At 34.2% G+C, this 21,675-nt stretch carries 19 protein-coding genes and 1 pseudogene; 2 read left to right on the top strand and 18 right to left on the bottom strand.

From position 1 onward, the window contains the following. Positions 1-5: 5 nt before the first annotated feature. The 12 genes and pseudogenes from KFZ70_RS05430 to KFZ70_RS05375 form a co-directional block, all read right to left on the bottom strand. A complete protein-coding gene (locus KFZ70_RS05430) occupies positions 6-1,040 on the bottom strand; it encodes an N-acetylneuraminate synthase family protein (RefSeq protein WP_139694513.1) in 1,035 nt (344 codons plus the stop codon). Beyond that, positions 1,037-1,789 carry a cytidylyltransferase domain-containing protein gene (locus KFZ70_RS05425; protein ID WP_158293153.1) on the bottom strand — a complete coding sequence of 251 codons (753 nt, stop codon included), beginning with the start codon at positions 1,787-1,789 and terminating at the stop codon, positions 1,037-1,039. Before KFZ70_RS05425 ends, KFZ70_RS05430 begins: the two co-directional genes overlap by 4 nt. A 211-nt stretch (positions 1,790-2,000) precedes the next feature. After that, a complete protein-coding gene (gene rfbD, locus KFZ70_RS05420; protein ID WP_233243974.1) occupies positions 2,001-2,876 on the bottom strand; it encodes a dTDP-4-dehydrorhamnose reductase in 876 nt (291 codons plus the stop codon). 148 nt (positions 2,877-3,024) lie between these two features. Next, positions 3,025-3,573: a dTDP-4-dehydrorhamnose 3,5-epimerase gene (gene rfbC, locus KFZ70_RS05415; protein ID WP_139694515.1), complete on the bottom strand. Its 549-nt coding sequence runs from the start codon at positions 3,571-3,573 to the stop codon at positions 3,025-3,027. 571 nt (positions 3,574-4,144) lie between these two features. After that, positions 4,145-5,008, bottom strand: a complete 864-nt coding sequence (rfbA, locus tag KFZ70_RS05410) for a glucose-1-phosphate thymidylyltransferase RfbA (protein WP_139694516.1) — start codon at positions 5,006-5,008, stop codon at positions 4,145-4,147. A 249-nt stretch (positions 5,009-5,257) separates the two neighbouring features. After that, positions 5,258-5,584 carry a GIY-YIG nuclease family protein gene (locus tag KFZ70_RS05405; protein WP_394344284.1) on the bottom strand — a complete coding sequence of 109 codons (327 nt, stop codon included), beginning with the start codon at positions 5,582-5,584 and terminating at the stop codon, positions 5,258-5,260. Positions 5,585-5,724: 140 nt separating this feature from the next. Beyond that, positions 5,725-6,792, bottom strand: coding sequence for a dTDP-glucose 4,6-dehydratase (rfbB, locus tag KFZ70_RS05400; protein ID WP_233243979.1), 1,068 nt, complete (start codon positions 6,790-6,792; stop codon positions 5,725-5,727). 75 nt (positions 6,793-6,867) lie between these two features. Next, a pseudogene (locus KFZ70_RS05395) lies at positions 6,868-7,059 on the bottom strand (GIY-YIG nuclease family protein); the annotation flags it as partial. 77 nt (positions 7,060-7,136) lie between these two features. Further along, complete coding sequence (locus KFZ70_RS05390) at positions 7,137-8,204, bottom strand: hypothetical protein (RefSeq protein ID WP_139694518.1); 1,068 nt, start codon at positions 8,202-8,204, stop codon at positions 7,137-7,139. A 4-nt stretch (positions 8,205-8,208) separates the two neighbouring features. Beyond that, on the bottom strand, positions 8,209-9,897 hold the full coding sequence (locus tag KFZ70_RS05385; protein WP_139694519.1) for a DUF6909 family protein: 1,689 nt from the start codon (positions 9,895-9,897) through the stop codon (positions 8,209-8,211). A 37-nt stretch (positions 9,898-9,934) separates the two neighbouring features. Then, positions 9,935-11,428, bottom strand: coding sequence for a GH3 auxin-responsive promoter family protein (locus tag KFZ70_RS05380; protein ID WP_199240630.1), 1,494 nt, complete (start codon positions 11,426-11,428; stop codon positions 9,935-9,937). Then, positions 11,429-12,298: a M23 family metallopeptidase gene (locus KFZ70_RS05375; RefSeq protein ID WP_139694520.1), complete on the bottom strand. Its 870-nt coding sequence runs from the start codon at positions 12,296-12,298 to the stop codon at positions 11,429-11,431. A 149-nt stretch (positions 12,299-12,447) separates the two neighbouring features. Here KFZ70_RS05375 and tatA point away from each other — a divergent pair, with 149 nt between their 5' ends. Beyond that, the gene (gene tatA / locus KFZ70_RS05370) at positions 12,448-12,636 is read left to right on the top strand and encodes a twin-arginine translocase TatA/TatE family subunit (RefSeq protein ID WP_139694521.1); all 189 of its coding nucleotides are present in this window, start codon (positions 12,448-12,450) and stop codon (positions 12,634-12,636) included. A 70-nt stretch (positions 12,637-12,706) separates the two neighbouring features. On the opposite strand, the gene KFZ70_RS05365 is transcribed toward tatA, so the two are convergent. From KFZ70_RS05365 to KFZ70_RS05355, 3 genes are read right to left on the bottom strand one after another with little or no spacing between them, the layout of a single operon-like run. Continuing rightward, complete coding sequence (locus KFZ70_RS05365) at positions 12,707-13,687, bottom strand: DUF4837 family protein (protein WP_233243975.1); 981 nt, start codon at positions 13,685-13,687, stop codon at positions 12,707-12,709. Between the two features lie 24 nt (positions 13,688-13,711). Next, positions 13,712-15,322: a lytic transglycosylase domain-containing protein gene (locus tag KFZ70_RS05360; RefSeq protein WP_233243976.1), complete on the bottom strand. Its 1,611-nt coding sequence runs from the start codon at positions 15,320-15,322 to the stop codon at positions 13,712-13,714. 57 nt (positions 15,323-15,379) lie between these two features. Next, entirely contained in the window at positions 15,380-16,567 is a 1,188-nt protein-coding gene (locus KFZ70_RS05355) for a phosphoglycerate kinase (RefSeq protein ID WP_139694522.1), read from the bottom strand. A 256-nt stretch (positions 16,568-16,823) separates the two neighbouring features. Between KFZ70_RS05355 and KFZ70_RS05350 the strand changes: the two genes are divergently transcribed. After that, positions 16,824-17,978 carry a DNA polymerase III subunit delta' gene (locus KFZ70_RS05350; RefSeq protein WP_139694523.1) on the top strand — a complete coding sequence of 385 codons (1,155 nt, stop codon included), beginning with the start codon at positions 16,824-16,826 and terminating at the stop codon, positions 17,976-17,978. Positions 17,979-18,034: 56 nt separating this feature from the next. On the opposite strand, the gene KFZ70_RS05345 is transcribed toward KFZ70_RS05350, so the two are convergent. The 3 genes from KFZ70_RS05345 to mnmG form a co-directional block, all read right to left on the bottom strand. Further along, positions 18,035-18,550, bottom strand: a complete 516-nt coding sequence (locus KFZ70_RS05345) for an OmpH family outer membrane protein (protein WP_139694524.1) — start codon at positions 18,548-18,550, stop codon at positions 18,035-18,037. A gap of 227 nt (positions 18,551-18,777) precedes the next feature. After that, positions 18,778-19,635: a bifunctional 2-polyprenyl-6-hydroxyphenol methylase/3-demethylubiquinol 3-O-methyltransferase UbiG gene (locus KFZ70_RS05340; protein WP_139694525.1), complete on the bottom strand. Its 858-nt coding sequence runs from the start codon at positions 19,633-19,635 to the stop codon at positions 18,778-18,780. 113 nt (positions 19,636-19,748) lie between these two features. After that, positions 19,749-21,620: a tRNA uridine-5-carboxymethylaminomethyl(34) synthesis enzyme MnmG gene (gene mnmG / locus KFZ70_RS05335; protein ID WP_139694526.1), complete on the bottom strand. Its 1,872-nt coding sequence runs from the start codon at positions 21,618-21,620 to the stop codon at positions 19,749-19,751. Positions 21,621-21,675 lie beyond the last annotated feature (55 nt).

Raw genomic sequence — 21,675 nt, 5'->3', positions numbered from 1 at the left:
GAAGTCTATTTTAAAAAGTTAGAATATATAATTTCATCTTGAGGCAAATCATTATTTAATTCCTTACCTATAACAGCATCTTTCTGTGACCATTTAAAACCATCACCAGGACTCAACATATGAATATCTTCTTCAGTTATTATATGCCCTTTTATTAACATCCTATTTGTAGCTATGGACCGCTCTAATTTCTCTCTAGCAGCTCTTACCGAATCTTCTATAAAAATCTCCTCCTTCCCAATCGAAAGTTCTAAATTTCTAATATCTCGCATCATTCTATAAATACCATCGATAGCTAAAGAACCTGCTTGATCTGTTCCTTTCATTTGCCGATCCAAAGTAATATGTTTTTCTATTATTTCTGCTCCCATTGCCACTGCTGCTAGTGGTGTTGCTATACCAATAGTATGATCAGAATAACCAATTGTATACTGTGAATAATGTTTTTGTAAATAAGAAATTGTTTTTAAGTTAACATTCTCATATTTTGTAGGATACTCAGAAACACAATGTAAAATAGAGATATTTGAATGATATCTATTAATAGTATCTAATGCTAAATTCAATTCATTTTCACCAGCCATACCTGTAGAAATTATAATTGGAATCTTTGTTTCTGCTAAAGCAGCTAATAAAGGAAGATTTGTTAAGTCTCTCGAAGCAACCTTTAATTTATCAGGAGTGAATAGCTTTAACAAAGACATACAGCCAACAGCACAAAGGGTTTCTATAAAATCTAATCCTTTATTTTTTGCATATTTATACAACTCAAAATGTTGCTCATCATTCAATTCTAAAAACTCCCTATGCTCTCCATAAGTTTTTCCAAAAGAATTTGGTGTATCATAGGGTCTGCTCATTTGAGATGCTGACAACTCCTGAGACAAGTCTCTTTTTGTAAGTTTTACAGCATCCATTATTTTTAATTCTTGATTAAATAACTTATCATATATAGGCCTACTTACTACATCTATTAAAAGTTTGGCTACATCTACAGATCCATTATGGTTTTGCCCTATTTCTCCAATTATATATGTCATTTTATATTGTTTTTTATTTCTATTTTCATTTTTTCTAATAATTCATCCTGAGACTCTAAAAACTCAACCAAATCCTCATACTTAAAATTAATATTATGAGCTGTCTTGTACCAATTAAAATAAATATCTTTAAGATTCTCAAAATCGTTCTCTGTATCCAATGTACATCTAATTATTTCTGGCACTTTCTTTTCTATAAATCTAATATTAAATTGTTCTGGAGATTTATAAATACAATTCGTAACATGTTCAACACATTGTGAATTACCTAATTCTTTTACTTTTTTTAGAGCTTTTACTGAAACTAATTCCGAAAAAAAACCACTATGTGTTAATATACTTGGTTGCCCACCAACCATAAATGATAAGTAGTCCTCTCCTTTATAATTATCTAAAAGCTCCTGAATTAAGTTTATATCTAAAAAAGGGTTATCTGAACAAACTCTTATAATTGCATCCAATTCAAATTTTTTTGAACATTCGATAAACCTGTCTAATACATTATGCTCAGAACCAAAAAAAACCGGGTAATCGTATTTGCTAGCATATGCTTCTAATTTTTCATCCTTTTGATTTGTAGATGTTGCTAAAACAATTGGGACCTCAATTGACAAAGCTTGAAATCTACTCAAAAGTATATCTAAAAAAGTTTTATCCCCGTCAAACTTCCTAATAATTTTTTCTGGAAATCTTGTAGAAGAAGTTCTGGCTTGAACTATTATTCCCACTCTTTGACTAAAGCTCATCATCTGAACAAAATTTTTCAATATATAAATACGGCGCAAAAGTAACATATTCACGCTTATCAGAAATTAAATTCATACTAATTAACTAGTAATTTTATAATTATATAAAGAAACGCCGCCTTACAACGATTTTTCATGTAATAATCACATTTATTTAAAAATATGGCAGTAGGATAGTATTTAATTGTTTAGGATAGACATTAAGAAGCACCTCTCACTTCTCACGACTCATATACAATGTCAAAGCCTTTCTTAAAGAAATTTCCCAATCTGATATATCAACCTTTAGTTTATCTTGAATTTTAGCAGTATCTAAAACACTATAACTCGGCCGTAAAGCCCCCGTTTTATACATTTCAGACGGTATAGAAGTTACCTTGATATGTTTGCCCCTTAAAATAGCCCGAGCGAAGTCATACCAAGACATAGCCCCATCATTACTATAATGATAAATACCATAATGCTTTTGTTGCCTACTAATAATATTTAATAGTACATGCGCTAAATCTTTGGCATAAGTAGGAGTCCCTATTTGATCTGAAACCACATCTATTTCATCTCTAGTTTCAGCCAATCGCAACATGGTTTTCACAAAATTATGCCCATATTCCGAATACAACCAGGAGGTTCTAATAATAAAATAGTTATCGAGTAGTTGCTGTATAACGTCTTCACCTTTTAACTTTGTAACCCCATACACATTTAACGGATTAGGAATATCACTTTCTTTATAAGGTGTTTTCTGTTGACCATCAAACACAAAATCGGTTGAAATATGGATCAATACAACGGCATGTTCCTTGCAGGCCAAAGCCAAATATTTTGGACCTTCAGTATTAATTTTAAAAGCTAGTTCCTTTTCGGTTTCAGCATTATCAACAGCCGTGTAAGCGGCACAGTTTATACAATAATCAAAAGGGTTCTGTTTAAAATAAGAAGCCACAGCCTGTTCATCTGTGATATCTAAATCCTGACGATTAACAAACATTAAATTTAGGTTGGAATACTGATTTTCCAAATCTTTTATACAACGCCCTAATTGCCCATCGGCTCCAGTGACTAATACGTTTATTGGTTTACTCCTTTTCACTTTTAATTTTTATTCACTACTCATCTGTCAACAGCACCAAATCACACTTCGACAAGCTCAGTATGACATCCAAATTTTTAACTTTATAACTATTTAACCTCTCACCTCTCACCTCTCTCACTTCACTTTTCACCATATAACACAACAACTATTTAACCCCATAACTTTCTAAACTCGGCAACTTCAAATCCTTCTCAGAAATAATGAGTTCATCTTCCGAAAGCATCCAGTCAATATTTAAAGTCTTATCGTTAAATAAGATTCCCGCTTCTGAAGCTTTGTTATAAAAGGCATCACATTTATATGAAAACAAAGTATCGTCCTCTAAAACTACAAATCCGTGTGCAAATCCCTTAGGAATAAATAATTGCTGATGTTTTATAGCATCCAAAATAATAGAAAAATGTTTTCCATAGGTTTCGGAACCTTCCCTTAAATCCACACAGACATCTAAAACCTTGCCTTTTATCACACGAACCAATTTTGTCTGAGCATGCGCACCTCTTTGATAATGCAGCCCCCTTAAAACGCCTTTCGACGATTTAGATTGATTATCTTGAACAAAAGTAATGGCTTGCCCCGTTAATTCTTGAAACGTCTTTGCATTGAAACTCTCAAAAAAATACCCACGTTCATCTTCAAAAACATCAGGAGTAATAACAAAACACCCCTTTAAATTAGACTCTTCTATTTTCATTAAACTTGCTTCTTTATTTGCTTTTTCATAAGCTATTTTCACCTCACAATTCACCCCTCACTTCTCACTTATAACCTCATCACATTTTAACTTTACAACATTATAACCCCTTTCCCATCTCACTGTCATCCTGAACTTAGCACATCCTGAGCTTAGCCTGTACTGAGCGCAGTCGAAGTATCGAAGTATCGAAACATCTCCTTCCTCCTACATGCCAATCTAAACCCTAACTGTCATGCTGAGCTTATCGAAGCATCTCGTTAAACCCTAATAATGCTATCACCTCTTCATTCCGCTAAGTTAACTTTATAACTTCTCTCCTTCACCATTTTACTATCATCCTGAGCCCGTCGAAGGATCACCCCTCACACCTCACGTCTCACTTATAACCTTATAACTTTTTAACTTTTTAACTTTACAACATTATAACCCCTTTCCCATCTCACTGTCATCCTGAGCTCAGCCTGTACTGAGCCCAGTCGAAGTATCGAAGAATCACTCCTCACGTCTCACCTTATAACCTCATCACTTTATAACATTGTAACTTCTTCACCTCATCACACTTCACATGTTACTCCCCAACTAACCTCGTTAAATACGCGCCATACCCACTTTTTAACAATGGCTTAGCTAAATTCAGCAGCTGTTGTCTATCAATAAATCCCATTTTATAAGCCACTTCTTCTATACACCCAATTTTCTGACCTTGGCGCTCTTCAATTACCTGAACAAACTGAGAGGCTTGCATTAACGATTGAAACGTTCCTGTATCTAACCAGGCTGTTCCACGATCTAAAACACTCACATGTAGCGTTCCTTGTTCTAAATAAACTTTATTAACATCGGTAATTTCAAGTTCACCTCTCTGACTGGGTGTTATATTTTTGGCTATTTCGACTACAGAGTTATCATAAAAATAAATCCCGGGTACCGCATAATTCGACTTGGGATGTTCTGGCTTTTCTTCAATCGAAACAGCCTTATTATCGGCATCAAATTCGACAACGCCGTAACGCTTAGGGTCTAAAACATGATAAGCAAAAATAACGCCTCCCCGAGGTTCTAAATGCGCTTGTAAGGTTTCGTTTAACCCGGAACCATAAAAAATATTATCTCCTAAAATTAAAGCAACATCGTCGCTCCCTATAAACGCCTCTCCTATTATAAAGGCTTCTGCTAAACCATTCGGCTCTTCCTGAACAGCATATTGAAATATACATCCATAATCTTTACCATCACCCAAAAGAGCTTTAAATCGCGGTAAATCTTTTGAAGTTGAAATAATTAATATCTCATGAATGCCTGCCGACATTAAGGTGGTTAATGGATGATAAATCATGGGCTTATCATACACCGGCATAAGTTGCTTACTAACCACTTTTGTAAGTGGATATAACCGTGTCCCTGATCCGCCTGCTAATATGATGCCTTTCATTGTTGTTTTAATTTTAACACCTGTTACACTAAATCTATTTTTATAACTCCCTTTGTCATGCTGAGCTTAGCCTATTTCGAACTTGCCGATAGACGAAGTATCTCATTACCAACCCACCGCAATCAAAACCTCCCCTGTCACCCAGCCTAGCTTGTATCGAGCTTGACGAGATATCGAAGGGTCTTCTTACAGGCACACTTCGATTTAAACCTACTCAGTCTTGATGAGCTTAGCCTGTCGAAGCATTATTTATTCTCCACTACCAACCTCTGAATGATTTTTTGAGAACCTAATCAACTTCTCCCAATCTTTATCTATCAATGCTTTCTTCTTTCTCCTACTCCAGCCTTTTAATTGCTTTTCCTTTTCAATAGCTAAATTTACATCTGTAAATTCTGAATACCATTTTAATGCAACAGGCCTTCTCTTATATGTATATGCTAAAATATTAATCCCTTTATTATGCTCAAACAATCTTTTAGTCAAACAAGAAGTTACTCCAACATAATAGGAGGCATCCGAACACTCTAGTATATATACATAATAAGTTTTCATGCCTAAAAAATCCTTCGACAAGCTCAGGATGACATTATCGTTATTTTTATAAGCTTCATTATTTACTATCTAAAATTCCTGCCAAACTTTCAAATCTTTATGTGACTTTAATGCTTTCATTTAATCATATAACCTCTTCACTATATAACTACTTAACCTTATCACCTCTTATACTGCTTCCCATAATATTCCCGATATGCCCCACTCGTAACATGATCTAACCAAGCCTCATTATCTAAATACCAATCAATGGTTATGTTCAATCCTTCTTCAAAAGTAACCGAAGGTTTCCACCCCAATTCTTTATTAATTTTTGAAGCGTCAATAGCATAACGTAAATCATGCCCTGGACGATCTTTTACATAAGTAATAAGCTTTTCCGAAGTTCCTGGCGACCTTCCTAAACGTTCATCCATTTGAGCACACAATTCCTTTACTAAATCAATATTCTTCCATTCATTAAAACCACCAATATTATACGTTTCTTTAGTTTTTCCTTTGTGAAACACTAAATCTATAGCTTTGGCATGATCTTTCACATACAGCCAATCACGTGTATAATTCCCATCACCATAAACTGGTAATGCCTTATTATTAATGATATTATTGATAAATAATGGGATCAGCTTTTCTGGGAATTGATTTTGTCCATAATTATTAGAACAGTTGGTAATCACATATGGAAGCTCATACGTTTCACCATAAGCTCTAACAAAATGATCGGAACTGGCTTTTGAAGCAGAATATGGTGAGTTCGGATCATAAGCCGTCGTTTCAGTAAACAATCCTGTTTCTCCTAAAGTACCATAAACCTCATCGGTACTCACATGGTAAAACAGCTTATTCTTGAAATCGTCTTTCCAAATTTCTTTAGCCGCATTCAACAAATTAACCGTCCCAAGAATATTGGTTCTTACAAAAGCTAACGGATCTTTAATAGATCGGTCTACATGCGATTCAGCTGCCAAATGAATGACCCCATCAAATCGATGTTTTTGAAAAAGAGCACTAATAAAGCTAGCATCATTAATATCTCCCTTGATAAAATTATAGTTAGGAGAACCTTCAATATCTTTTAAATTCTCTAGATTCCCCGCATAGGTAAGGGCATCCAAATTAAAAATACTGTAATTCGGATATTTCTCCACAAATAATCGTACAACATGTGATCCAATGAACCCAGCACCACCAGTAATTAATATACTTTTTTTATAATTTAAACTATTCATTGTCATTAAAGTTACTTTTTCTTGACCTGTGAAATAAGATTTAAGACGGTTACCTAAAAACATTTTGCCATAATGTGTTTTTAAATATTTTTCTCTTCTAATCGCATCTTGCTGACTCAAACATCCCTCAAAATATATCAACTTTAACAGCCTTCTATTTCTGGTTGAAACTACGCGCCCCAATTGATGAGCCTTAAATCTTGATGGCAAATCTTGGCTATACCCAGTATATTTATTTCCATCCTTTTCAGAATATAAAATATACACATAATATATCCTTCCATCATATTTGCCATCATTTCATGGGTTGAAACCTTGCCCCCCTGTGATGAGTATCGTTATAATTATCTTTTAAATCGTTCTAAAAATTTAATAAAATCTAAGCCTAATAACACGATAAAGGTCAAACAAAACAACAACACACCATAGAATATCTTTGCTCCCATGGAAACACCGAAAATTTCCCTTTTATTATCAACAAAACCGCTATCTTGCTTTCTGGATAGCACCTCTAAAATCTCACTCTTATCTGCTATTTTTCGGTCAATCGCAACAAGTTCGCGTCTTAATTCAATATCACTTTTGTATAAGTCGAACTCTTTGGTTTTGTCTTTGTCTGAACTTCCTTCAAACGTGATTCCAATTTCAGACTTATTTTTATCTAATAAGGTATTTTCTAACACCCGTTTATAGGTTGATTTAAGAGAATCTGAAACCTCTAAAGCCTGCTCTATAGCTAACTTGTTATTTGTTAATTCTTCAATATCTTTTTTCTGTTCTTTTACGAAATAAGGATTTGTATTCACATAGTCGATAATTTTTGAGAAGACCAATTGAAAGTTGCTACGCACACTTGATTTTAGAGTAATTTGCTGAATATTATGATCATAATCCGTATAATTCTGTAAATAATCCTCATATAATATTGTTGCTGCCACCGTGGAATCCAACGTTTTTATATAAGCATCATATTCTTTGATACGCTGATTCTCATTAACAACGGGCTTTATATCAAACTTTAAAATTTTTGCTGCCTTACTCACTTCAACATCTAAAACCCTTCCTAAAACCACCGAATCTTCTTGTGACAACAAATCATTTAAATAGCTGATGGCATTGTACAAATCTTCGCCTGTTTCATAATTCTGCTTTACTGTAATATAAGACTTGTAAACAGGGGAAGATGTTTTCTGTAAAACAAATCCTAAACCTACACCAATAACGGCCGCAATGACCAATTTTATAGCTTGTCTTTTTATAAAAAACACCAACCAAACAAAGGCCAAAAATATGTTATAAAAAATACGCCCTATAAACTTAAAAAATCTATCGAAAGCATTGCCTATTAACTTAAACAACTGCCCTAAATCTACCTCCTCTGATGGTTGTGCTGATTGTGATTCTTTACTCATAATGTTAATTCAATATTTGTTCTAATATAGTTCTAGTTATTAAATACGTAGGTTTAACCCCCGAAGTACCTAAGCCTCCTGAAGCTAAAGTAGCTCCTGTTTCTAACGGATTATCACTGGCATAATAGGCATACCTTACTTTGACATCTTTTTGAATACTTCCTCTAACTTTTGAGGCTGCTTGTATGGCTTTTTGATAATGAGCACCTTCCATTTCAAGCCCAATAACCTGCCAAGTAGAATTATAGAAGAATTTTAAAATATCTTTATTTTGTAAAGAGGTTCCTAATACGGTAATCATCGAGCCTTCATAAACAGCCACTCCTTTTCCTTCTAAATCTTCTTTTTTTAACTCATTTTCAAAGGGATAATTATCTGCGGTTCCTTCAAAAATATGCGCCGATGGAATCATAATATCGCCTTTTCCGCCTTCTAAAATGCCTGCTTTCCCCATGATAGAAACCGATTCTACATTGAGGAGTACTTTTTTGTTCTTAATTTTATAGGGTTTCAATAATTCATCCATGGTTTCATAGGCCTGCTCTCCAAACGCATAATCCATAACAAGAATTACTGGTTTCTTTTCTTCTAATTCTATTTTTGAAACCTTAAGATCTAATTTAGTCATATCAAATTTTGAGGAATCAAAAATTTGAACATCTATATTAGCACCAGATGTATCTTTAATGTAAACCATGCCATTACTTAACGCTTCTTTTGAAACTTTGTTTCGTAAGGCCTCATTTTCACTTTTACTCAAAGTCTCATATACATCAAATATGGTTTTATGACCCGTTTTTGTTTTAATAGCACCTGAAGCAAAAATAGTATTCATTACACTATGCATATTGGCACTAATAACATGAATGGGTCTGTCTATTATACCGTGTTTGTTTAAAGTCTCCTTAATAGTATCTGCCCAAACCTCACCATGAATATGATGGCCTATGCGTTCTCTTAAAACGGGACTAAAAGTAATGGTGCGTTTGTTATTGTTTATAGATTCTTCTATAGCCAATTTGCCCAACCAGTACACGATATGCAAAAGACGCTCTGGTTGTGTTTTGGTTGCAAACTTATCATAAACTAAAATCAGTTCATTGAACGTTCTGCCTAATATATTTGCTGTATGCGTAATGGCGACTTCGCGTTCTTCTTGAGACAGTTTCTTTTTTGATAAAACAGCCTTTTCAAGTTTTATCCAATCACGTGTGGTTGTTCCTTGTTCATCAATTAAAACCCGACTGCTTATTTTGTGTGATTCAATGAATAAAAAGGTTAAGTGGGTTAAAATATCATAAATTTCTGATCGCCCACGTGTAATTTCAATATTCATTTGTTCATCGTCAATACGATAACAATTTCTACGACGTTTTTCTGGAATTATTGTTTTAAAATGAGAATTGGCATACCCCTCATCACTTGTTAAATTAATAAAGGTACATTCTTCAATGCCTTGCGGTAATCGATCTATCACATACAGTAACCCTTCAAGCTCTGCCTTTTCTTCACCAATAGAACCATATATTTCAGGGCGTAACAACAATAAAGACTCTCGTAACGTTTCACCCGAAATACCCATAGGTTTATAAAACCCTCTGTTAAACAAATGACGCATGGTAATATACATACGCTCAATAGCATTGGAACTCTCCTGTGCTCTGGTTCTGGCGTGATGTTTTTTATGACTCATTTGGTTTGTAAATTCTGGCAAAGATAACACTAATGATTTAATCTGAATGCGGGAAACCCTCAACTATTTTCCGGTCATTTGACAAACGTGGGATTTTATTTTGTCCTCCCAATTTTCCAACAGATTTCATATAGTCTTGAAACCCATTCTTTTTCACTTTTGTAATCTTTAGGGGCTGTAACACTTTACCTTGAATCAAATCAAAATAATAGGTGTTTTGTTTTTGAAGTGATTTATCAATTTTATCGGCTAACTCAGAAAGATCTTCAGGAGCGTTCTCAAATTCTATAAACCACTCATGATATGGTAAGCCTTTGTTTGGTGTTATTTGAGGCGCCACCGTAAATTCGGTAACCGAAATATTGGTATTTTCAATGGCTTCTTGCATAGCCTGTTCCACTTCCTTTCCTATAACATGTTCACCAAAAGCAGAGATAAAATGTTTTATACGACCCGAAACAATAACGCGGTACGGTTTAACCGAAATAAACTCAACCGTATCACCAAGATTATAAGCCCACAATCCGGCGTTTGTTGAAATAATCATAACATAGTTTACACCTACCTCAACATCTTTTATGGTGATGCGCTCTGGGTTTTCATCAAAAAACGCATCGGCCTTAATAAACTCGTAAAAAATACCTGAATTTAAAAGCAATAACATGCCCTTTTCATTCTGCTTATCTTGATAGGCAAAGAAGCCTTCACTGGCTGGATATAATTCAATACTAGCTACTGGTCGTCCAATTAAATTTTCAAATTTCGCCCGATAGGGTTCATAATTAACGCCACCAAAAATGAACAAATTGAAGTTTTTAAAAACATCACCAACTTTCTTCCCTGTTTTATGCTGAATTCTTTCAAAATACATTTGAACCCAAGATGGAATTCCAGAGATTACGGTCATGTTTTCTGGTAAAGTTTCCTCAACAATAGCATCTACCTTGGTTTCCCAATCTTCAATACAATTTGTTTCCCAAGATGGTAACCTGTTTTTTTGAAGATACTTTGGCACATAATGGGCAACAATACCCGAAAGTCTGCCCAATTGAATACCATTTTGCTCCTTCAAAATAGGGCTACCTTGTAAAAATATCATCTTACCATTTACAAACTCACTATGGCCTGTTTCATGAATATACATAAGAATAGCATTTCTTGCGGCTTCAACATGACTAGGCATGCTTTCCTTTGTTATTGGTATATATTTTGAACCTGAAGTAGTACCAGACGTTTTTGCAAAATAAATAGGTTTACCTTTCCAGAGTATATTCTCCTCACCTGCAACCACTGTTTCAATGTACGGCTTTAACCCTTCATAATCTCTTACAGGAACACGTTTCACAAAATCTTCATGACTATTGATGCTTATAAAATCATGGTCTTTCCCAAACAGCGTACTTGTAGCTTCAGAAATGAGCTCTTGAAACACTCTTTCTTGTGTTGCAATAGGATTTTCAGCCCATTTCATCGTTTTTTTATAAACACGTTTTGCAAAAGGCTTTGCTAAAATAGACTTCAGTGATATCATTTATTCAAAATCAATAAAATTTGTTGGATTAATGGGATATCCATCATTCCATAATTCAAAATGTAAGTGAGGCCCGGTAGACAATTCTCCTGAGTTTCCTGCGGTGGCAATAACCTCTCCCGCCTTCACTAAATCGCCTTGTGCTTTTGTTAATGCGGTGTTGTGTTTATACACCGATATAAGGCCATAACTGTGTTCAAGAATGATAACATATCCCGTACCTGCCGTCCATTCAGCAAAAATAACAATCCCATCAGCCGTAGCCTTTACTGGTGTATTTTCAGGAACCACAATATCTACAGCAAAATGCTTTTCTTTGGCATTGTAACGCTCACTAATTTCGCCATTTACAGGTGGAAATAATACAAAACTTGCTGCTGAGGTGGCCGATTCAAATAAATTATACTTATCCTCTTTATCTACTTTTTCCCGTAGCAGAGAATCTTCGGGAATAGGTGTAAAATCAACTTCACTGGCCTCAAGTTTTACGGCCTCAACAATAGAATCTTTATTAAAATCTACAGCACTTACATCACCCGTCAACACTTTTTTAATAGAAGTATAGTAACGGTCATTCATACTAATAACTTGTTGTAATGAATCTGTTTTATATGTGAGTTCTGTGGCTTTCTTTTTCAGGGCTGTTGAAGAATATCCTGGAATATACTCTCTTAACGGTGTAAAAGCAATAATAAGATACGTTAGTAAAATAAAGAAAATAGCGCCTATTGAAGCAAAAACAAATACATTTAGCCGTGTTAATTTAAACGAAAGTCGTTCTTCAAAAGTGTTTTCATTTAGAATAACTAAACGATATTTATCAAGCAACTTGCGCTTTATTCTTTTTTTGTTTCTCTTTTTATCTGCCATTTGAAAACAAAAATAAATAGAAATTTGTGAATCTTGGAAACTTCATCAGTTAAAGTGTTTTGTTAAATTTAATTCTGAATCCCTAAAGTTCTCTTTAAAACGGTAATATTAAAGTTTAATTATTAACTTTGTGTTTTTAAAACATTATTATGAGCTTATATATGTTACCATTAGCAATTGGCCCCATGCAAATAGTATTGATTGTTGTTGTTGTTTTGTTATTATTTGGAGGTAAAAAAATACCTGAATTAATGCGAGGACTAGGAAGCGGTATTAAAGAATTTAAAGATGCCAGCAAAGAAGACGACAAAGAAAAAGAAACTAGCAAAAAGGAGTAATTCCTTTTTTTAAGTATAAAACAAAAAGACCAGCAAATTGCTGGTCTTTTTGTTTATATATCATTTGAGTTTACTCTATTTTAACCGATTTGATGATAGACTCTAGTTCAAGCATATAATTCCTTTTTTCAACTGAAGGCGCAAAAGAAAAACCTTCAACCATAACCCATCTTTTGTTAATGTCATCTTTAATAGCATAATTTATAAAAGGACCTCCCATAAATGCATTTTCTACACGCCAAATCCCTTTAGTTTCATAGGTTAGTTTGTTGTCTATACTCATTTCTGATATAAAGGGCGCATACGCATTTTGTGTTGATAAATAAGAGCCTTCAACGGGTCCTTCAATATATGCCTTTCCTATAGAATCTCTTATCTTAATAATTTCACTTACCACACTATCATGCTCCTTAATAGCTTCAAGTGGTAACTCATAAATCAATAAATTATTTGTACCTGTTGTAATATCTTTTCTTATCCAAAAGAAATTTTCTGCTTCCTTGGCTATTCTGTAAACGGATGCGAATTGAATGGTTAAACCTAACTTCTCTTTAATGGCATTAAAATTATGTGGCGATTTTGCCATTTGCCGCTGTCTTTCTGCCAACTCCATATTACGAAATACTTCAACAATTTTAACGTCGTGCTCCTTTAAAACCGCTATAATATCTTGCCTTGTTTGACCAGAAACAACAATTACTTTTTGAGGCTTAGCGTAAACATCATCTAAAAACTTAATATCAGCGTCTTTACTAATCTCTATTTTTAAAACGGTTCTGTTTTTTGTAACAAAGCCAGAAAACACCTTTGGCGGAATTTGACTTACCGTAAATGTAGGCTCATCTTGTGGTAAGCCATAAATAGGTTTGCCTAAAATAGCTCTTATTTCCTCTCCAACAATACCCTCCCAAAGCTCATTAGTGGCAACAACAGACACATTATTAATAGCACCTGATGCGTCTGGAAGAAATTTTTCAGTAGATTTTTTTTTGTCTCCACAAGACACGAATAGTGAAAACAATATTACTAGACAAAGAACATTTCTCATCATAACTGTTTTTAATTTTTTATCGAATTACCCTTTAGCTATTTTTAGCTTCATTCCAGGTTTTAAATCATTACCACTAATACCATTCCATTCTTTAATATTTTGAACAGAAACTCCAGGAAATTTCTGAGAAATACCCCATAATGTGTCGCCACTTTTCACTGTGTAGGTAACTATTTCACCTGTAATAGGTTTACTTTTCACTGGTTTTGAACTGGTGGCCTGTACGGTTTGAGGTGCTACGTATGGCTTTCTTGGGTAGATGGTTAATCGCTGCCCTATCTTTAAATTATTACTTCTTAAACCATTCCATTGCTTTATATCACTAACCCTAACACCATATTGTCTAGAAATTTTCCCTAAATAATCTCCAGATTTTACTTTATAACGTATCCTATCATTAGCCTTAAAAAACTGTGGCAATGGTTTTTCTCGCTTGTCAAATTCTGCCTTTGCAAAAGCATAAATTTTTTCTTCATTGTTTACAAAATCACCCATTACCTGTACAGGCAACCTTAAAACATAATCTTCTTCTTTTATAAAAGGAATGATATCTAATTTATAAGATGGGTTTAAAAACTGCAATTGTTCTATTGGGGTTCCCGTAACTTCTGACACTTGATCAAGCGTAATCATTTGCTTAACCTTTACCGTATCTGTTTCAAAATAGGCAAATTCCGGCTTTGACTTCACAAAGCCATGCTCTTCAGCATATTCAAAAATATACATATTAGCCAAAAACGCGGGTAAATAACCTGCTGTTTCACGAGGTAAATTATGGCGAATATTCCAATAGTTTTGATACCCTCCAGAACGTCTAATGGCTTTGGTTACATTTCCAGGTCCAGAATTATAGGCTGCTAAAGCTAAATCCCAATCGCCAAAAATCTCATACAATTTTGAAAGGTATTTGGCTGCAGCTTCGGTAGACATAATAGGGTCACAACGTTCATCAACATAGCTACTTACATCTAAACCATACATTCTACCTGTACTAAACATAAATTGCCATAAGCCCGTGGCACCAACTCTAGATTTGGCTCTTGGCTTTAATGCTGATTCTACAATAGCTAAATACTTTATTTCTAAAGGAATATCATGTTTGTCTAATTCCGTTTCAAACATTGGAAAATAGAACGCACTTAGGGTAATAAGTCTTTGTAAAAGCTCTCTTCTGTTTTTTAAATACGATTTTATAACACTTTCTAGTGAAGGATTATACGCTACATTGAATGGTGTTTTAGCATCTAAAGCTTTTAACCGTGCTTTTAAAGTGTCTGTTGGTAGTTCAGGATACGCAACAGGTTGGTAATCTAATTCGGTAACTGATTTATAAACAGAATCAAATAGGGCATTGCTGTACAATTCCTTATACCATTTATCGTCATACTTAGCAGCTATTTCAAGGTCTTGAAGGTTTTTAACCGATAAGCTATCTATTTCGGCTTCAATAACCTTAACGGTGTGCGCAGATCCATCAACAATAGAATCTTTAATCATGAGGTTTTTTACAAGCACGGTATCAACAGTTTCCTTCTGATGATCTGCAATAGAGTCTTTTACCTGCGCCAAGCAGGTAGTAATATTTAAAAGCAAAATGTATATAAAAAAACGAAAAGCCATAACATCTATTCTCATGAATGAAATTATGGCTAAAATCGTATTTTTTAAGCGAATTTGAAAGCTTAAGCTGTATTATTCTAAAATAGCTGCAATACCAGGAAGTGTTTTTCCTTCAAGGCTTTCAAGCATAGCACCTCCTCCAGTACTTACATAACTTACTTTATCTTGAAATCCAAACTGTTTTACAGCAGCAACAGAATCGCCCCCACCAACAAGTGAGAATGCCCCTTTTTCAGTGGCCTCAGCAATTGAATTTCCTAACTCAATAGTTCCAGTAGCAAACTTTTCCATTTCAAAAACACCTAACGGCCCGTTCCATAAAATTGTTTTACATGCCATTACTACGTCATGAAATTGTGCTCTTGACTTTGGTCCAGCATCAACACCTTCCCATCCATCAGGAATCGCATTAATGTCTACAATTTGGGTATTGGCATCGTTACTAAAATCATCTGCAGCAACGGTATCAACTGGAATATGTACTTGTACATTCTTCGCTTTAGCTTGCTCTAAGATATCTAAAGCCAAATCCATTTTATCATCTTCACAAATAGAATTTCCTATGTTTCCGCCTTGCGCCTTTACAAAGGTAAAAGCCATTCCGCCACCAATAATCAGGTGATCTACTTTATCTAAAATATTTTCAATAATGGTTATTTTAGAAGATACTTTAGCCCCACCTAAAATGGCAAGTACCGGTTTTTCACCTGTTTCCATGACTTTCTTAATGCTTTCTATTTCTTGAGCTAATAATGTTCCGAAGCATTTTTTATCTTCAAAAAATTGAGCTACAATAGTTGTTGAAGCATGCGCTCTATGTGCTGTTCCAAAGGCATCATTTACATAAATATCACCAAGTTTTGATAATTTTTCAGCAAATGCAACATCACCAGCCGTCTCCTCTTTGTAATACCTTAAATTTTCTAAAAGCAATACTTCTCCTGGTTTTAAGTTTGCTGCTGCTTCCTCAGCATCAGCGCCAATACAATCTGGAACAAACTTCACATCAACACCTAAAATATCAGATACTGTAGATACAATGTGTTTTAATGAAAATTCGTCTTGAAACCCTTTTGGTCGTCCTAAATGCGACATTAAAATACAGCTTCCGCCATCTTCTAATATTTTAATAATAGTTGGTTTTGCTGATACAATTCTCGTGGTATCTGTAACTTCAAATTTTTCATTTAAGGGTACATTAAAGTCAACTCGAATTAATGCTTTTTTATTCTCGAAATTAAAATCATTAAGGGTTTTCATTCTATATAAATTTTGTCTTATTTATTGTTTCTCACAAAGGTAACTAATTAAAGAGTGCTAAAAAATGACATTTTTCACGAAAACGTTTGAAGTGCGAAAAGATTTTTAAAAATTTAATTAAATGATTATAACACCACACTAAATATGTTTCTATCTATTACGTATTTAATTAGAACACCAAGAACAACTCGTTTTCAAAATTGTTTTAATTATATAGGCTCATTTTTAAATTAAAAAATTCATTTACTTTTGCCTCATGCTATTTACAGATGTTTTAGGACAGGAACATATAAAAAATCATTTAACGCAAAGTGCTGATAATGGTAGAATACCACACGCCCAATTATTTGTTGGTAGAGAAGGCTCCGGCACGTTACCTATGGCGTTAGCATACGCCCAGTATATATTGTGTTCAAACATAAATGGGGAGAATAACAGGGGTAATACAGCTTGTAATTTAAAGTTTAAAAACTTTTCTCACCCTGATTTGCATTTTGCTTTTCCTGTAACTACAAGTGATAAAGTAAAAAGCCATCCAGTCTCCAGTTTTTATCTTGAAGAGTGGCGTCAGCTGTTGCATGAGCAACCTTATGGTAATTTGTTTGATTGGTATAAACTACTAGGTGTTGATAATAAACAAGGCTTAATTAGTGTTGACGAAGCACAAGAAATTGTGAAGTCTTTAACTTTAAAATCATATGAAGGCGGTTATAAAGTCATGCTTATATGGATGGCCGAAAAAATGAATTCTGCTTGTGCCAATAAGCTGTTAAAGCTCATTGAAGAGCCTCCAAATAACACTATTTTTATTTTAATAGCAGAAGATGAGGAACAAATAATAAACACCATAAAATCACGCTGCCAAATACTGCATTTTCCTCCGTTATCTGAGGATGTAATCAAAGACGCTTTGATAAAGCACTATAGTTTAGAGCTAAATGTTGCCACTAAAATAGCGCATCAAGCCAATGGTAATTATAATAAGGCCTGTGATTTAGTGTATCATGATTCTGAAGACACACAATTTGAAACCTGGTTTATTTTCTGGATACGAAGTGCTTTTAAAGCAAAAGGAAATAAAGCCGCCATACATGATTTAATTTCATGGAGTGAAGATATTGCTAAAACAGGACGTGAAACCCAGAAACAATTCTTGAATTTTTGTTTGGATTTTTTTCGCCAAGCACTTTTACTGAACTATAGAGCAACAGATTTGGTCTTTTTTGAACCAAAGACGGAAAAATTTAAGCTAGAAAACTTTGCGCCTTTTGTTCATGGTAATAACATTATGGATATAAGTAACGAATTACAAGAGGCCATTTACCACATAGAGCGAAACGGTAATTCAAAAATAATCTTGACCGATTTATCAATAAAATTGACCCGCTTATTACATAAAAAAGCAGAATAAAAAAAGCCTTTACAAGAGCGTTCTTATAAAGGCTTATATTTTTTAAATACGTAAGATTATTCTTTATTATAGTCCTCGTTTAATGCATTCAATATAATTTCAGTCAAATCGGCTTGCTCTTCGCCATATAATACGGATGCCGCATTCTCACTGGTTCCAAACACGAAATTATAGCCGTTTTTCTTTCCGTATTCTTTAACAAATGCTTTCACATCAACAATAACCGAATCTATTTCCGCCTGAAAGGCTTGTGTTAACTGTTGCTGTTCAAACTGCATTTGCTGTTGTAACATTTGTTGTTTTTGTTGCAACCCACTCATTAATTCTTGAGCCTTAACTTGAGAAGATTTCCTTGCTGTTGTTTGCGTTTCTTTTACCTCTAACTCAAAAGCCTTACTAATGCTATCAGCTTTTTTTCTAAAGGCTTCTTCTTTACTTTGAAATTTAGCCTCTACATCTTTCTTTTTTTGAAATCCATTTATAACAGTCCCGTTATCAATAAACCCAATTTTGTTCTGCTGACAAGACACGAAAACTAGAGATACTACTACTACGTAAAATATATGTTTCATTTAATTGTTATTTGATCGCGACAAATTTAGCAAAGCACACGTAAAGTTTGTTTGAATTTGTTTGGAATTTAACGTATAAAAAAAATCTATTAAATAAAAAATATCAATAAATCAAAATTATTAAAAATAAAACCAAATAAAGCCTTTTAAGCTAGTTTTAAAAAAACGCTTAGTGTTTCCCTTTTACAGGCTATAAAAACGCAAAACAACGACTCAAATGCGATTTTTTAATTTTTAATGATATAAATGACTGAAGAAACTTCTTTTGACACTATGGCTTTCAAGTTTGACACTAACCCAATAAAAAAACCTTTAATAAAACTTAATTTACCAGATTTATATTTTTCAGATAACATACAAACATAAAATGCGTCAAACCACATGGGTTTAACTTTTGTAACCTTTAAACCAAAAGACCCCATTAATTTAAACATTGAGGTTTTATTAAAATGCCAAAGATGACGAGGCACATCATATGCTGCCCAAAACGCATTATAAAATTGAGCATCATAACTTTTATAATTAGGAACAGCAATTATCAATCGACCATCTGGTTTTAAAAGTTCTTTAAAGCGTTTTATCTGATGATTCAAATCTGGTAAATGCTCAAGAACATGCCAAAGAGAAATGACATCAAAACTATTTTCTTCAAATTTTGAAAGCTGATCAATATCAAAAACCGCATGGTTTGTTTTTGAATTAGCAATACCCCTAGCCTGTTGATTTGGCTCAATACCTGCCACCTGCCATCCATTATTTTGTGCTACCTGTAAAAAATCACCCGTTCCGCAACCCACATCCAACAAATATTTTTCATCAGAAGCAAATGAGCGAATTAAGCTAAGTTTACGTTTTAAAGAAATACTTCTAACCACATGATAAACTTTTTCAAACAAATTTCTTTTAGCATCTGTATGAGAAATATAATCTTCACTTTTATAATATGCTGATAATTTATCAGAACTCGGTTGAGGGCTTGTTTCTAAAAATCCAAATTCTGGATGCTCAATCAAACTAAAAAGCTCTCCAGAAACAGAATGATCTTTTACTTTTAAAAAAATTTGTTTTGATTTTAAACCAGTCATGGATAAATAAAAAATAAAAACATTAAAAATATGAATGCTAATTGTACCTTTTTTATGATGAAAAACACGAGAACATTAAAATGTTTCACGTGGAACATTTTAATATCTTCTCATTATCTACCCATGTAAACTAGTAGCACAGAAATATCGTTTGGAGACACACCACTAATTCTGGATGCTTGAGACACCGTTGTAGGCTGTATTTTTTTTAGCTTCTCACGAGCCTCAAAACTCATAGATTTTATTTGAGAATAATCAAAATTATCTGGTATTTTCACATACTCCAACCTACTCAATTTATCCGCATTATTTTTTTCTTTAGCAATATATCCCGAATATTTAACCTGAATTTCTGCTTGTTCTATAATTTCATTATCTAGATTATGCTCTTGAATGTAAGCTTCTACAGAATCTATTTTTCTGATATCACTCATATCAATATTAGGCCTTGCGAAGATCTTAAACAACTTACCAGATTGTTTAACTTGAGCCGATCCTTTATCTTCTAAAACAGGATTTATTTCTTCCGGTTTCACGCTTGTTTCTTCAAAAAACTTAACAAATTTTGATGCGGCTTCGTGCTTTGCTTCCATACGTTTTAAGCGTTTTTCTGAAGCCAAACCAAGATCATACCCTTTTGGTGTTAACCTTAAGTCAGCATTATCCTGACGCAACAAGGTTCTATATTCAGCCCGTGATGTAAACATTCTATAAGGCTCCTCAGTGCCTTTTGTGATTAAATCATCTATCAACACTCCTATATATGCTTCGTCTCTTCTAAGAATAAAAGGATCTCTTTCTTGCACTTTCAAACTTGCATTTACTCCGGCCATCAATCCTTGTGAAGCAGCTTCTTCATAACCTGTAGTACCGTTAATTTGGCCGGCAAAAAACAAGCCACTCACTATTTTCGTTTCTAACGTATGTTTCAATTGTGTAGGTGGAAAATAATCATATTCAATAGCATAACCTGGTCTAAAAAACTTTACTTGTTCAAAACCTTCTACAGATCGCAATGCTTTAAATTGTACATCTTCTGGAAGCGAGGTAGAAAACCCATTCACATAAACCTCACACGTGTGCCAACCCTCTGGTTCAATAAATAACTGATGTCTGTCTTTATCAGCAAAACGATTAATTTTATCCTCAATAGACGGACAATAACGAGGCCCTAAACTTTTAATTCTACCATTAAACATAGGCGACCTATCAAAGCCCTCGCGCAATAAATCATGCACCTCAAGACTGGTATATGTCATATAACATGACCGTTGTTTTTCTAGTGGTTTGGTTACATCTAAATAAGAGAATTTCTCAGGCTGTTCGTCACCAGGCTGTTCAATCATTTTACTATAATCTAATGATCTTCCATCTACCCGAGGCGGTGTTCCTGTTTTCATTCTACCGGCATCAAAACCTAAATCAACCAACTGCTCTGTAATGCCTGTTGCCGATTTTTCACCAGCTCTTCCGCCACCAAAGTTTTTATCACCGATATGAATTAATCCATTTAAAAAAGTACCATTAGTTAAGACCACCGATTTAGCTTTAATCTCCACCCCTAATGAGGTCTTCACTCCTGCTACTGCACCTTGTTCTATTAACAATCCAGAGACCATTTCTTGGTAAAAATCGAGGTTCTGAGTTTGTTCAAGCATCATTCTCCAGTCTTCAGCAAAACGCATTCTATCACTTTGTACTCTAGGACTCCACATAGCAGGTCCTTTAGATTTATTAAGCATTTTAAATTGAATAGCTGAAGTATCAGACACAATACCGCTGTAACCACCCAGAGCATCAATTTCTCTAACAATTTGACCCTTAGCTATTCCTCCCATGGCAGGATTACAGGACATTTGCGCTATGTTCTGCAAATTCATGGTAATTAACAGTGTTTTACTACCCATGTTTGCGGCAGCAGCCGCAGCCTCAGACCCTGCATGACCACCCCCTACAACTACAACATCATAAACATCATTAAACATAATAGAAATTATTCAGATTATTATTTTCCTAAAACCAGCAAACTGTTCCACGTGG

The sequence above is a fragment of the Allotamlana fucoidanivorans genome (assembly GCF_045788535.1).
In the GTDB taxonomy this organism is placed as follows: domain Bacteria; phylum Bacteroidota; class Bacteroidia; order Flavobacteriales; family Flavobacteriaceae; genus Allotamlana; species Allotamlana fucoidanivorans.
This window is presented reverse-complemented; position numbering and strand designations above follow the sequence as displayed.